The following is a 12,286-nucleotide window of genomic DNA, read 5'->3' on the forward strand; positions in this document are numbered from 1 at the left end:
CCATGACCGTCACGCCTTTACGTCAGATGGCGATTGAAACCCGTCATTTATCTAAGCGCTTCGGAGAGGTTACCGCGCTGGATGACATTAATTTGTGCATCGCCCGCGGTGAATTCGTCGCCATTATGGGGGCTTCAGGCTCCGGGAAAACGACGCTGATGAATATTCTGACCTGTCTGGACACCGCCAGCGAGGGGCTGGTTATCCTCGACGGAACCGATGCCGCGGCGCTGGATGAAGAAGGGCGACGGCGCGTTCGCGCGCAGAAGATAGGCCTGGTGTTTCAGCAGTTTCATCTGATTCCCTTTCTGACGGCGCTGGAAAACATCATGCTGGCGCAGCATTACCACAGCGTCGTCGATGAGGCGGCGGCCAGGGCTGTGCTGGCGCAGGTTGGCCTTGAACATCGCATGACCCATTTACCCAGCCAGCTCTCCGGCGGGGAGCAGCAGCGAGTCTGTATTGCCCGGGCGCTGGTGAATGAACCCCCGGTGATTTTTGCCGATGAGCCCACCGGTAACCTGGATGAAGAGAATGAACAGCGGGTGCTGGACCTGCTGACCGACCTGCATCGTCAGGGGCGCACTATCGTGATGGTGACCCACAACCCGGCGCTGGGAAAATTCGCCGACCGTATCGTTCGGCTCCAGCACGGCAAATATCTCGGTGAGGAGATGAATCCCCATGCGCATGCCTGAAGTGATGATAGCGATGCTGCTGGTTCTGCTCCTGGCCGGCTGTAAAGAAGAGAAGCTGGCACGTGGTGAGACGGCACCTGCGCTGGCGGCTTTTGATTTGCAAGGGAAACCTGCCAGCCTGGAACGTTGGGAAGGGAAGGCGGTGTATCTCAACTTCTGGTCGGCCAGCTGCGGAGGTTGTCTCGCGGAAATGGATACGCTGCAGACGCTCAGCCAACGCTGGCCGGATAAACTGGTGGTGGTGGGGGTGAATACCGACCCGGAGCAGGTGGATATCGCTCCGCTGCTGGCGAAGCATGGCATCAGCTACCCGGTGCTGCGCGATCAGCTTCATATTACTCAGGATCGTTATCAGGTGATCGGGACGCCGACATCGATAGTGATTGACGCACGCGGGCGGGTGCGCGACCTGCATCAGGGGTGGCGAAAACCCGAAGAACTCCAGGCGGTTTTTACCCGCCTGGCCCAATCTGAATAGCGGCATCCCGGGCGCTGGCCCGGGACAGAGGGGTTATCGCTCAGTCCAGCAGCGAAGGATCGGCATCAATCATCAGCTGCTTCATTTCGGCGAAGTGCTGGCGGGAAAAATCGGCGATATTCTCCCAGTCCTGGGCAGTTTTCTCCGCCACCTCAGCCGACAACACCTTCAGCGGCTGGCCGGTTGACCACGCGGTGACCAGAATCTGGCAGGCCCGCTCCAGCGTCCAGATATCGTCAAACGCCTCGCCGATGGTCGCGGCGGTAACCAGTACCCCGTGGTTGCCCATCAGCAGGCGGCGTTTATCCGCCAGCAGCCCGGCCAGCCTCGCCCCTTCGGCGACGGTATCCGCCATCCCGCCATACAGCGTATCCACCGCCACGCGATTAAAATAGCGCGCGCTATTCTGATCGACCGGCAGGATCTGCGGATTCGCCAGGCAGGCGACGCTGGTGGTGTAGATCGGGTGCAGATGCAGCACCGCCCGCGCCTGCGGCAGCCGCTGATGGATCTGGCCGTGGATTGCCCACGCGGTGGCGTCCACGTCCGGTCGCTGCGCGGTCGCTTCATCATCGGCATCCAGCAGCAGCAGGTCGCTGGCGCGGATCCGCGAAAAGTGTTTCCACTTCGGATTCAGCAGAAACTTTTTGCCGTCCGGCGACAGGGCCGCGCTAAAGTGGTTGGCGACGGCCTCGTGCATGCCGAGATGCGCGATGATGCGAAAGGTCGCCGCCAGATCGATCCGCGTTTGTTCTTCGAAAGAGTAAGCCATCGCCTTACTCCGCTTTCGGCATCAGGGTTTTCAGGTCGTCTTCCGTCGGCGGCTGGAAGTGATATTTTTTCAGCAGCGCCGCGTATTCCGGCGTGGCGCTGAATTTCTTCAGCCCCTCCTCAAGGGCGCTTTTCACTTCGCTGTTGCCTTTTTTGACGCCAAAGCCGTTCAGCACCGGGTAAATTAAGGTATCGGAAGAGATAACGATCCGATCGCCCAGTTTCTCAACGACGCCACGCGCCACCGCCGCATCGGTAATCTGCGCCTCCACCGCCCGCGACAGCAGCGCCTGGGTGGTTTGCGGATCGGTGCTGTACTCGCTCAGCGCAATGGGCGGCAGGCCTTTCTTCACGCAGTAGTCCGCCGACAGTTTTTGCAGCTGCGCCAGCCAGGAGGTGGCTCCCATCGAGCCGATTTTATGGCCGCAGAACGCTTCCGGAGTTTTAGGCTGATAGCTGGCGCCTTTAAGCGCCAGGATCGATTCGCCGCTTTTCAGGTATGGCACCATGTCAATCACCTTCAGGCGTTCGGCGGTGATATACATCGAGGAGTTGGTAATATCGAACCGCCCGCCCTGCAGACCGGGGATCAGATTAGGAAAACGGGTATCGGTATTCACCGCCTCGCGGCCAATGGTTTTAGCCACACCGGCGAGAAACTCAATATCAAAACCGGTCGGTTGGTTGTTTTGCATATATTCATAAGGATAAAAGGTCATATCCGAACCGGCGGTAATTTTCCCCGGCTGCAGGAACGCCGCAAAAGTGCTGAACGAGGTCAGGGCGCCGGCGGTGCAAAGAAGCAGAGCATTAAATCGTTTCATAAAAACCTCCAGGGATGACATTACATGCTGGCAAGATCGTGGCCGGCCTGCTGAACGAAGAATGAGGCACCGCGCGGCTTCTGCGGCAAACGTAATTGGTTGGCGGCGCTGCGTACCAGGCCGCTCTCCACGCCGGCTACCAGTTGGCCCGCGTGCAGGCTTGGTAAGGGGTTTTCGCCAAAGGGCAGGGCGTCCTCGGCGGCGTAAACGCTGATAAACAGCGTCCGCGGCAGTTCGGTCTCATTAGGGCTCGAGGCGTGGAGCAGACGGGTATGCATAAAGCACACCGAGCCTGAGGGGCCAAAGCAGGCGGCGGGCTGCTGGCACTGCGCGGATACCACCTCGTCGTCAACCGAACCGGTAAAACGCCCCTCCTGCCAGTGGGACCACAGCGGCCCCTTATGGCTCCCCGGCACCACGTTCAGCGGGCCGTTTTCCGGCGTGACGTCGCTGATCATCAGCAGGGCCGTGATGATGTCGTCATTGCTGTGCGGCGTGAACAGAAAATCCTGATGCCATTTCACCTGCGTCGCGGTAAACGGCAGCTTGGAGTTGATTTTACTGTGATGAAAACGGGTGCCGCTACCGCCGATCAGCTGGGCGGCGATGGTCGCCATACGCGATTGCAGGGCGGCATGTTCGAAGGCGACGGAAATCTCCGTCGGCGAACTGACCCGGCGCAGCGAGGGGTGATCGGCGCGGTGATCCCCTTCAAGGTCGAAACGCGGGCGACCGTCGAGCGTCTCGCCCCACACCTCGGTGTGGCGGCGGCTCTCTTCGACCCAACCGTCAAAATCCTGCTGCAAGGCGGCGATTTCGTCAGGCGATAGCACCCCTTCGACCACCAGAAAACCCTGCTGATGAAACTGTTCGATTTGCCACTGCGCGATCATAATTTTTCCTTTCACAAACGGAGAGTTAAGCCAGGGAGACATCTTTCAGGAAGGCGTCAACGCGCGGGTGGTTACCGTCGCGCATCGCCTGCGGCGTGTCGTCGCACACCACGCGACCTTTTTCCATAAAGACAATCCGGTCAGAGACTTTGAAGGCAAAATTCATTTCATGGGTCACGATGACCATGGTGATGCCTTCATGGGCCAGCGATTCGATAACCTGGAGCACTTCATTGACCTTTTCCGGGTCAAGCGCCGAGGTGGGTTCATCGAACAGCATGATTTGCGGTCGCATCATCAGGGCCCGGGCAATGGCGACGCGCTGTTGCTGGCCGCCAGAGAGCTGGTGCGGATATTTCCACGCGTGCTCCAGCATGCCGACCTTATGCAGTAATTCGCAGGCCTGCTGCTTCAACTCGGCGTCCGGGGCCAGCCGGTGGTAGCGCGGCGCCAGCAGCAGGTTGCCGAGAACCGTCAGATGGGGGAACAGGTTAAAACTCTGGAAGACCATGCCGATGTTGAGGCGGTACTGCGCATTCTCCATAAAACGCGGTTTCTGCACGCCCTGGCGATCGAGGTGAATAAACGGCTGGCCGTTGATCCGAATTTCGCCGTTGTCGATCTGCTCAAGTCCGTTGAGCAGGCGGATCAGCGTGGTTTTCCCGGAGCCGGAAGGGCCAATCACTGAAACCACCTCTCCCGGCTGAATTTGCAGGCTGACGGCCCCGAGCACTTCCACATTGTTATAGGCTTTGTGCAGTTTTGACGCCTGCAGCGCCGGCTGCGGATTATCGACCGCGCTGCGCACGATTACCGGGCGTGTTTGGGTCGCCAGCCGCTGCATCTCGCTGTCGATGGGGCGGGTGACTTTCCGCCGGGTGACATCGAGATAGCTCTCCAGCCGTTTGAGCAGGAAGTCGAAAACGGTCACGATCAGCACGTAGTAGAACGCCACTGCCGCCATGGTTTCCATCACCAGGAAATTTTGCGAATACAGACGCTGGCCGACCATTAAAATCTCGGTCAGGGAGATGACCGACACCAGCGAACTGAGCTTCACGACGGCAATATATTCGTTGGCCAACGCCGGGAGGGCGACGCGCAGCGCCTGAGGAATAATCACCCGCCATTGGGTGCCGGCATAGCGCAGTCCCAGCGCCCGGGCGGCTTCGCTCTGGCCTTTAGGTATTGAAAGCAGGCCGCCCCGGTGGATTTCGGCGACGTAGGCGGCCTCACTCAGCACCATCGCCAGCAGGCCGGCCCAGAACGGATCGTTGAGCACTGGCGCTGACGACGGCACCGCCTGGGGCAGGTTATAGACGAATATCAGCAGTACCAGCAGCGGCAGGCTGCGGAACAGCCAGATATAGAGCCGCGCCGGAAGATTAAACAGTTTGCGCGGCGACTGCTTGGCCAGGGCGAGAACAAATCCCAGCACAATACTGCAACCCCAGGTCAGCAGACTTAATTTAATGACGGTCCAGGTGGCCTGCCAAAAATCTGCATCGCTGAGCAGACTTAACATGTAGTTCCAGTTAAACGTCATGGGCTATTTCACTCGCCATAATGAATGGACATGAATGCGATACCGATGATCAAAAATGGGGCATCGCCAGGGTTTATCTTGCAATAACACTATGCTGGCAGTTTTCGCTGCGAGGCAATTAGTAAATTTTTGGCCTTTAAGTTTAAAAAAACTATACAGGTGGATTAATTCCAATAAATTTAAAGCAATGAGTACGAAACAAGAACTAAACATTAAAAAAACAATTGCGCGGAAGGGATAACGGAACGGGCGTTTAAATCGCGAGTTGTGCCATGTTGGGGCGCGCGAGGAATTAATTTGGTGCAGCCTGATTCAGGTTGGTGCAATTAAGCGGATGCGGCGGTGTCGGTATAATGTTGACTTCGCCGGGACGCTAAATAAATCATTTGCTCAGCGAGGAAATAAGCGAATCCCGGCGAAATGGCACGATGCTTGCAAATTGCATATCAGGAAACTATACCGTTTCCGCTTGTGACAATATTCCGTAAAGGGTGAGGCTATGACGCGATTCACGCTCAAACAACTTAAATACTTCGTCACCGTTGTAGAGACCGAGAGTATCGCTGAAGCCTCCCGGCAGCTCCATATTGCCCAGCCGTCGATCTCGATTGCCATTAAAAACCTTGAAAGCACTTTTGAGCAGCAGCTGTTTATTCGCCATCATGCTCAGGGCGTCTCGCTGACCTCCTGCGGAAGGCGTTTTTATGAGAAAGCAAAAGAGCTGCTGCGGCTCTCCTATGAGTTTGAACAAAACTCCCGCGCCGATAAAGAGCTGGTTTCCGGGACGATTTCCGTCGGCTGCTTTGAGTCCGTCGCGCCGCTGTACATGCCAAAGCTGGTCGCCGGGTTTAAAAAAATGTACCCCGACATTACCCTCCAGCTGTATGACGGTGAACAGCATGAGTTAATGCACGGCCTGCATCGCGGGCGTTTCGATCTGGCGCTGGTCTACGATCTGGAATTAGGTCATTCGGTCAATAAAGAGATGCTGAATGCACCGCATAAACCCTATGCGCTGCTGCCGGCCAGCCATCCATTGGCGCAGAAAAATAGCGTCACCTTGCAGGAACTCAGCCATGAACCGATGATTTTGCTCGATGCGGTGCCCAGCAAGAATTATTTCATCACCATATTTAAAGAGAAGGGCTATCACCCTGAAGTGGCGTACAGTTCGCCCTCGATCGAAATGGTTCGCTGTATGGTAGGACAGGGACTGGGGTTTTCGGTATTAGTCACCCGGCCGTTGTGCGATATGACCTATGACGGCGAGAAACTGGTGCAGTTAGATATTGAAGATGAGATGCCCGCTTCGACATTAATTATGGCGCATCTTGCCAATAATGAACCGACCCGGCCCACGCAACTGTTTATGGACTATTGCCGCAGTATTGAATTAACCCCCGCACATTTTTGAATAAATAAGCCTGCGGTCACTGCAGGCTTATTTATTTTACGCTGCCGTTAAGGCTCGTAATTTTCTATTCAGCGACTCGTTTTATAATAATTTACCCGCGATGGCGGATTAAATATTCTGTGTGGGTTCCATTCGCGGTGGCTAAACCGCTGGCCTGCCAGGGGCACCTTCAGCCGCCTCATCTCTCCACACAGGAAGGTTAGCTATGCAAAATCAGCGTGACCCACATATTGATTCGCAGATCATCGACAGCTATCAGCAGGATGGCGTCGTGTTGCTGAAGGGGGTGTTCAGGCCGTGGATTGAAAGCCTGGCCGCCGGCGTCGCGGAGCTGATGGCCAACCCCAGCGAGTATGGCCACGCCCGCACGGTTGTGCCGAAAGATGGCTCCGCCCCGTTCTTTCAGGATTATTGCAACTGGTCGCGGATCCCTGACTTTGAACGCTTTGTCCTGCATTCGCCGGCGGCGGAAATCGCCGCAGCGCTGATGCAATCGAAGACGGCAACGTTTTTCCATGAACATACGCTGGTGAAGCCGCCCGGCGGCAGCACGGTGACGCCCTGGCATCACGATCAGCCCTATTATTGCGTCGAAGGGCAGCAAAACGTCAGCTTCTGGATCCCGCTGGACCCGGTGGCGGAAGCGATCTCGCTGCGCTGCATCCGCGGTTCCCACCGCTGGGGCGACGAGTTCAGCCCAACCCGTTTTAACGGCTCAAAGCTTTACGCACACAGCCGTTTTAAAGAGCTGCCGGATATTGATGCGCATCAGGACGATTACGATATTGTTAGCTGGGCGCTGGAGCCGGGAGATGCCGTCGCCTTTCATTACCGGACGCTGCACGGCGCGCGGGGCAATGCGACCGCGCGCGCGCGGCGGGTTTTCTCCGCTCGCTGGGTCGGGGATGACGCCACCTTCGCCGATCGCGGCGGAGTCACCTCGCCGCCGTTCCCGGAGCTGACGCTGAAAGATGGCGAGGCGCTGGTCTCGCCGCTGTTTCCCCGGGTCTGGCCGCGAGAGTCATGTTGAATTATCACCGGGCCGTCTCCTCGCGGCCTGAATTTGCCCGGCCACCATTTTCCCCTGTTAGCCCTATCGCCCATATTATTTTCCGCAACGCAATTCAGTGGCGGTAAATTGCCCTCCTGCAGGTCAGTTGTGGCCTGCAGCCATTCTATTGCAGGAAAGGCACGGCGCCCGTTTAATCAACAGCGCCGCTGATTCTTAAGGTTTCTTAATATTCGGTGGCGGGCGCGGGTAAATATTCTTCGCCTTATTCCTCGATTTTTTGACCGCCGCGGGCGCCAGTTTATTTAAATTAAGCCAGCGTCACAAAAGCCGGAAAAAAACACCCCCCGTCATTGCAACGTCCTGATGTCTCGCTATATGTTAAATTTGTGTTTAATAAATGATAATTAAGGGTTGGTTTTATGCATAGGAAAATTGGTGGTTTAGTGGTTTCACTGACGACAGTCTTCTCCTGTTCTGTTCTGGCAGAATTACCTCAGGGTTACCCGGCTGATTATCAAAAAGTGGTTGATGCCGGGGTGAAAGAGGGCAAGGTCGTGATCTATTCGACGACGGATACCAAAGCCGCAGGCCCGTTAATTAAAGGGTTTGAGGCGCAATACCCCGGGATAAAAGTTGAATATAACGATATGAACAGTACCGAACTCTATAATCGCTATATCAGCGAGCAGGCGGCGGGCGGCGGGAGCGGCGATGTGGTCTGGAGTTCATCGATGGATACGGCGCTAAAACTGGCGACGGATTATGCCGAAAAGTACGCCTCTCCGGAACTGAGCAAGCTGCCGAAATGGGCGGTCTGGCAGCAAAAAGCCTATGGAACCACCTACGAACCGGTGGTCTTTATCTATAACAAACGTTTGATTCCGCAGGGTGATGTCCCGGATTCGCACACCGCGCTGGCCAAACTGGTCACCGCGCAGGCGGATAAATTCAAAGGCAAAGTGACCACCTACGATATCGAGAAATCGGGGCTGGGCTTCATGCTGGCGGTACAGGACAGCAAAGCCGACGCCAACTATTTCGCCGATCTGGCCGGGATGGCAAAAGGCGGTCTGACCGTGCAGTCTTCAACCGGCACCATGATGGAGAGGGTCTCCTCGGGTGAAAACCTGCTGGGCTATAACATTCTCGGCTCCTACGCCGAGGCGCGGGCGAAAACCGATCCCTCATTAGGCATTTCCTATCCAAAAGATTATGTGCTGGTATTGTCGCGGGTCTCGTTTATTACTCAGGAATCCGAACACCCGAATGCCGCCAGACTGTGGTTCGATTATGTTCTGTCGGAAAAGGGGCAGAGTATTCTGGCCAACCAGGCGGATATTCCCTCTATTCGTAATGATATCGAAGGTAAAAACGATATCGACGGCATGACCAAAATGTTGGGCAATGCCCTGAAGCCGATTCCGGTCGATGAAACGTTACTGGAATATCTGGAACCGAAAAAACGTCTGGAATTTATCAAACAATGGCGTACCGCCGCCGCAAAATAATACCTGCCGGAGGCGCATCATCGGATGCGCCGCCTTTTCGCGCCGGGTATTCCCGGTTTTCAACACCCGTCTGGTTTGTACTCCGCGCCTGACCAAAGGGATAAGCTATGAATGTAATACGCAGAAAGTGGCAGGGGCTACCGCGTGGCATCGTGGTAGTGATAACGGCATTAGTGATTTATATCCCGCTGTTATTTATCGTGGTGCAGAGCTTTCTTTCCGCCCCGTTTTTCGCCCGCAGCAAAGAATTCAGCCTCGGGGCCTTTGAATTTATTTTTACCGACCCCGACTTTTATCTCGCGCTGAAGTCCGGTTTTATTCTGGCGGTGGGGCTGGTGCTGATTGCGATACCGCTGGGCGGGATCCTCGCATTCTTAATGGTGCGTACTGATTTGCCCGGGCGACGGTTTATTGAACCGCTGATTCTGGTGCCGATTTTTGTTTCTCCGATGGTACTGGCTTTTGGTTATGTGGTCGCCGCCGGACCGGTCGGGTTTTTCTCGCAATGGGCAGAGCAGCTGCTGGGGGTTGTGCCGTGGAATATCTATTCCATGTTCAGCATTGTGGTGATTGCCGGGCTGACTCACGTCCCGCATGCCTATCTCTATATCTCCTCCGCGCTGCGTAGCGTCGGTTCGGATGTCGAAGAGGCGGCGCGGACGGTAGGGGCATCTCCGCTGCAGGTGATGACCTCGGTCAGCCTGCCGATGGTACGTCCGTCGATTCTCTATGCCTGCGTGCTGCTGTTTTTCCTCGGTCTGGAAGTGTTCGGCCTGATGCTGGTACTCGGCGACCCCGAAGGCAATATGGTGCTGGCGACCTATCTCTATAAGCTGACCAATAAGCTTGGAACCCCTTCATACCACCTGATGGCGGCGGTGGCGGTCGTCCTTATCTGCATCACCATTCCGCTGGTCATGCTGCAGCGTCGCCTGATGCGCACGGCCAATCGGTTTGTGACCATGAAGGGCAAAGCGTCGCAGGCGCGAGCGCTACCGCTCGGCAGGTGGCGCTGGGTTGCCGGCGGGGTGGTGGTCTTCTGGCTAACCGTGACTATCGGCGTGCCGCTGATTGGCGTAGCCTTGCGGGCGTTTATCTCCAACTGGGGGGTGGGGGTTTCTCTCTGGGATGAACTCTCGCTGGCGACCTTCCGTAATATCTGGCAGCAGCCGAACCTGCTGCGGGCCATCGTCAACTCCATGGCCATCGGTATTTTCGGCGGCGCGCTGGCGGTGATCTGCTACCTGTTTGTCGGGATTGCGATGCATCGCAAAGCGGATAATGTCACGCGCTTTCTCGACTACAGCGTGCTGGTTCCGCGTGCGGTGCCGGGCCTGCTGGCCGGACTGGCGTTCCTGTGGGTGTTTTTATTCCTGCCGATGTGGCTGGATCAGTCGCTGAAAAACGGCTGGCTCTCGGCGCTGCCGGTGGCCGACTGGCTACGCGAACATCTGATTGTGCAGCTGCGGGCGCTGCGCAATACCATTTTCAGCGTCTGGCTGGCCTACACCGTTGTGTGGATGGCCTACGGGCTGCGGTTGATCTCCTCAACCCTGCTCCAGGTGGCGCCGGAGCTGGAGGAAGCCGCCCGGAGCAACGGCGCCTCGCGGGGCCAGGTCACGCGCCACGTTACGGTGCCGCTGTCGCGCTACGGCCTGATTGGTTCCTGGCTGCTGATGTTTCTGATCTTTGAGCGTGAGTATTCCACCGGCGTCTATCTGCTCTCGCCGGGAACGGAGACCATTGGTTCGATGCTGGTCTCGCTGTGGGCGGCGGGAGCCATCGATATTGTCGCCGCGCTTTCGTTTATCAATATCCTGCTGGTGGTGGTCGGGTTAGGTATCGCCCTGCGCTTTGGAGTGAAATTACATGATTGAATTATCAGTAGAAAATCTGCATCTGACCTACGGTGACAACCCGGTGCTGAAAGGGGTGTCGATGACCTTGAAGCGGGGAGAAGTGGTGTCGCTGCTGGGACCGTCTGGCAGCGGAAAAACCACCTTACTGCGTGCGGTTGCCGGGCTGGAGAAGCCCACCGGCGGGCGGATCGCTATCGGCAAGCAGACGGTCTATGACGGCAATCCGCGCAGCGAAATTCCGGCCGAGGCGCGCAATCTTGGGCTGGTGTTTCAGTCCTACGCTCTGTGGCCGCACAAAACGGTATTCGAGAACGTTGCCTACCCGCTCAGGCTGCGGAAAGTCGCCTCTGGCGAAATGAAACAGCGGGTGCAGGCGGTGCTCGATCAGCTGGGGCTGGGGCACCTCGGAAACCGCCATCCGCATCAGCTATCGGGAGGGCAGCAGCAGCGCGTGGCGATTGGTCGGGCGCTGGTCTACAACCCGCCGGTTATCCTGCTTGATGAACCGCTGTCGAACCTTGACGCCAAATTACGCGAAGAGGCGCGGGTTTTTCTGCGCGAGCTGATTATCAAGCTGGGGCTGTCGGCGCTGATGGTCACGCACGATCAGAACGAAGCGATGGCGATTTCCGATCGTATCCTGCTGCTCAACAATGGCGTGATTGAACAGCAGGGGACGCCGCAGGAGATGTATGGCAATCCGGCGACTCTGTTTGCCGCCGAGTTCATGGGCAGCAATAACCGCCTGCACGGTAAGATTACCGATGTGATGGACGGTCGGGCGCGGATTGAAGGGGCGAGCTGGGCGCTGTGGGGAATGGCGGACGGACGGGTCAGCGTCGGGCAGGAGGCGACGGCGGTGATCCGCGTAGAGCGTCTGTGCCTTGGGGCGACGCCCCAGGATAATATGCTGGAGCTACCGCTGTTAACCAGTATGTATCTCGGCGACCGCTGGGAGTATCTGTTCCGTACCCGGGGAGATGATTTCGCTATTCGCGCCTATGGTCCAGCGCTGCGCGACGACGGGCATTGTCACCTGACTTTCCCGGCCAATGATCTGTGGATTTTCCCGCGAACGTAGGCCTGAACGTCTCTGGCGGACGGCGATAGCGTGAGCGCCGTCCGCGAAATAAATAGCGTAATACTGGCGTCATGAAAATATACCGTTAAGAAACAATTTCACTGCGGTAATTCTATATTCTGTCTCTATTCACCGTCGCGGCGAATAATTCATCGCCGGCGGCATTGTGCATTGTCTCTCAGCGAATAAGCATTGCGCGAAA

General features: G+C 56.8%; 11 protein-coding genes. 7 read left to right on the forward strand and 4 right to left on the reverse strand.

The window, feature by feature from the left end:
- Positions 1–2 precede the first annotated feature (2 nt).
- Both DSD31_RS10895 and DSD31_RS10900 read left to right on the forward strand, forming a co-directional pair.
- Positions 3–698, forward strand: a complete 696-nt coding sequence (locus tag DSD31_RS10895; RefSeq protein WP_113991037.1) for an ABC transporter ATP-binding protein — start codon at positions 3–5, stop codon at positions 696–698.
- Complete coding sequence (locus DSD31_RS10900; RefSeq protein WP_015584140.1) at positions 685–1,176, forward strand: TlpA family protein disulfide reductase; 492 nt, start codon at positions 685–687, stop codon at positions 1,174–1,176. The genes DSD31_RS10895 and DSD31_RS10900 overlap by 14 nt, the downstream gene beginning before the upstream one ends.
- 40 nt (positions 1,177–1,216) lie before the next feature.
- On the opposite strand, the gene DSD31_RS10905 is transcribed toward DSD31_RS10900, so the two are convergent.
- Genes DSD31_RS10905 through DSD31_RS10920 form a run of 4 tightly spaced genes read right to left on the reverse strand, consistent with a single transcriptional unit; the run spans position 1,217 to position 5,210 of the window.
- The gene (locus DSD31_RS10905) at positions 1,217–1,948 is read right to left on the reverse strand and encodes a class II aldolase and adducin N-terminal domain-containing protein (protein ID WP_032717710.1); all 732 of its coding nucleotides are present in this window, start codon (positions 1,946–1,948) and stop codon (positions 1,217–1,219) included.
- Between the two features lie 4 nt (positions 1,949–1,952).
- Positions 1,953–2,771 carry a transporter substrate-binding domain-containing protein gene (locus DSD31_RS10910; protein WP_004863034.1) on the reverse strand — a complete coding sequence of 273 codons (819 nt, stop codon included), beginning with the start codon at positions 2,769–2,771 and terminating at the stop codon, positions 1,953–1,955.
- 20 nt (positions 2,772–2,791) lie between these two features.
- Positions 2,792–3,664, reverse strand: coding sequence for a phytanoyl-CoA dioxygenase family protein (locus DSD31_RS10915; protein WP_004863029.1), 873 nt, complete (start codon positions 3,662–3,664; stop codon positions 2,792–2,794).
- Positions 3,665–3,689: 25 nt separating this feature from the next.
- Complete coding sequence (locus DSD31_RS10920; RefSeq protein WP_004863028.1) at positions 3,690–5,210, reverse strand: amino acid ABC transporter permease/ATP-binding protein; 1,521 nt, start codon at positions 5,208–5,210, stop codon at positions 3,690–3,692.
- A gap of 499 nt (positions 5,211–5,709) precedes the next feature.
- Here DSD31_RS10920 and DSD31_RS10930 point away from each other — a divergent pair, with 499 nt between their 5' ends.
- The 5 genes from DSD31_RS10930 (at position 5,710) to DSD31_RS10950 (ending at position 12,084) form a co-directional block, all read left to right on the forward strand.
- Complete coding sequence (locus DSD31_RS10930; RefSeq protein WP_004863024.1) at positions 5,710–6,624, forward strand: LysR family transcriptional regulator; 915 nt, start codon at positions 5,710–5,712, stop codon at positions 6,622–6,624.
- Positions 6,625–6,829: 205 nt separating this feature from the next.
- Positions 6,830–7,654 carry a phytanoyl-CoA dioxygenase family protein gene (locus DSD31_RS10935; RefSeq protein WP_004863021.1) on the forward strand — a complete coding sequence of 275 codons (825 nt, stop codon included), beginning with the start codon at positions 6,830–6,832 and terminating at the stop codon, positions 7,652–7,654.
- 401 nt (positions 7,655–8,055) lie between these two features.
- Entirely contained in the window at positions 8,056–9,144 is a 1,089-nt protein-coding gene (locus DSD31_RS10940) for an ABC transporter substrate-binding protein (protein ID WP_004863020.1), read from the forward strand.
- Between the two features lie 107 nt (positions 9,145–9,251).
- Complete coding sequence (locus DSD31_RS10945) at positions 9,252–11,021, forward strand: ABC transporter permease (protein WP_113991038.1); 1,770 nt, start codon at positions 9,252–9,254, stop codon at positions 11,019–11,021.
- Positions 11,014–12,084 (forward strand): ABC transporter ATP-binding protein, encoded by a 1,071-nt coding sequence (locus DSD31_RS10950; protein ID WP_004863014.1) that lies wholly within the window; start codon positions 11,014–11,016, stop codon positions 12,082–12,084. The genes DSD31_RS10945 and DSD31_RS10950 overlap by 8 nt, the downstream gene beginning before the upstream one ends.
- The last annotated feature ends 202 nt before the right edge of the window (positions 12,085–12,286 follow it).

The sequence above is a fragment of the Klebsiella sp. X13 genome, from assembly GCF_003323835.1.
In the GTDB taxonomy this organism is placed as follows: domain Bacteria; phylum Pseudomonadota; class Gammaproteobacteria; order Enterobacterales; family Enterobacteriaceae; genus Klebsiella; species Klebsiella ornithinolytica.

Coding starts and splice junctions, on each gene's coding strand:
- DSD31_RS10930 (WP_004863024.1), top strand. CDS start 5,710: ATGACGCGATTCACGCTCAAACAACTTAAATACTTCGTCACCGTTGTA.
- DSD31_RS10900 (WP_015584140.1), top strand. CDS start 685: ATGCGCATGCCTGAAGTGATGATAGCGATGCTGCTGGTTCTGCTCCTG.
- DSD31_RS10920 (WP_004863028.1), bottom strand. CDS start 5,210: ATGACGTTTAACTGGAACTACATGTTAAGTCTGCTCAGCGATGCAGAT.
- DSD31_RS10935 (WP_004863021.1), top strand. CDS start 6,830: ATGCAAAATCAGCGTGACCCACATATTGATTCGCAGATCATCGACAGC.
- DSD31_RS10950 (WP_004863014.1), top strand. CDS start 11,014: ATGATTGAATTATCAGTAGAAAATCTGCATCTGACCTACGGTGACAAC.
- DSD31_RS10905 (WP_032717710.1), bottom strand. CDS start 1,948: ATGGCTTACTCTTTCGAAGAACAAACGCGGATCGATCTGGCGGCGACC.
- DSD31_RS10910 (WP_004863034.1), bottom strand. CDS start 2,771: ATGAAACGATTTAATGCTCTGCTTCTTTGCACCGCCGGCGCCCTGACC.
- DSD31_RS10895 (WP_113991037.1), top strand. CDS start 3: ATGACCGTCACGCCTTTACGTCAGATGGCGATTGAAACCCGTCATTTA.
- DSD31_RS10940 (WP_004863020.1), top strand. CDS start 8,056: ATGCATAGGAAAATTGGTGGTTTAGTGGTTTCACTGACGACAGTCTTC.
- DSD31_RS10915 (WP_004863029.1), bottom strand. CDS start 3,664: ATGATCGCGCAGTGGCAAATCGAACAGTTTCATCAGCAGGGTTTTCTG.
- DSD31_RS10945 (WP_113991038.1), top strand. CDS start 9,252: ATGAATGTAATACGCAGAAAGTGGCAGGGGCTACCGCGTGGCATCGTG.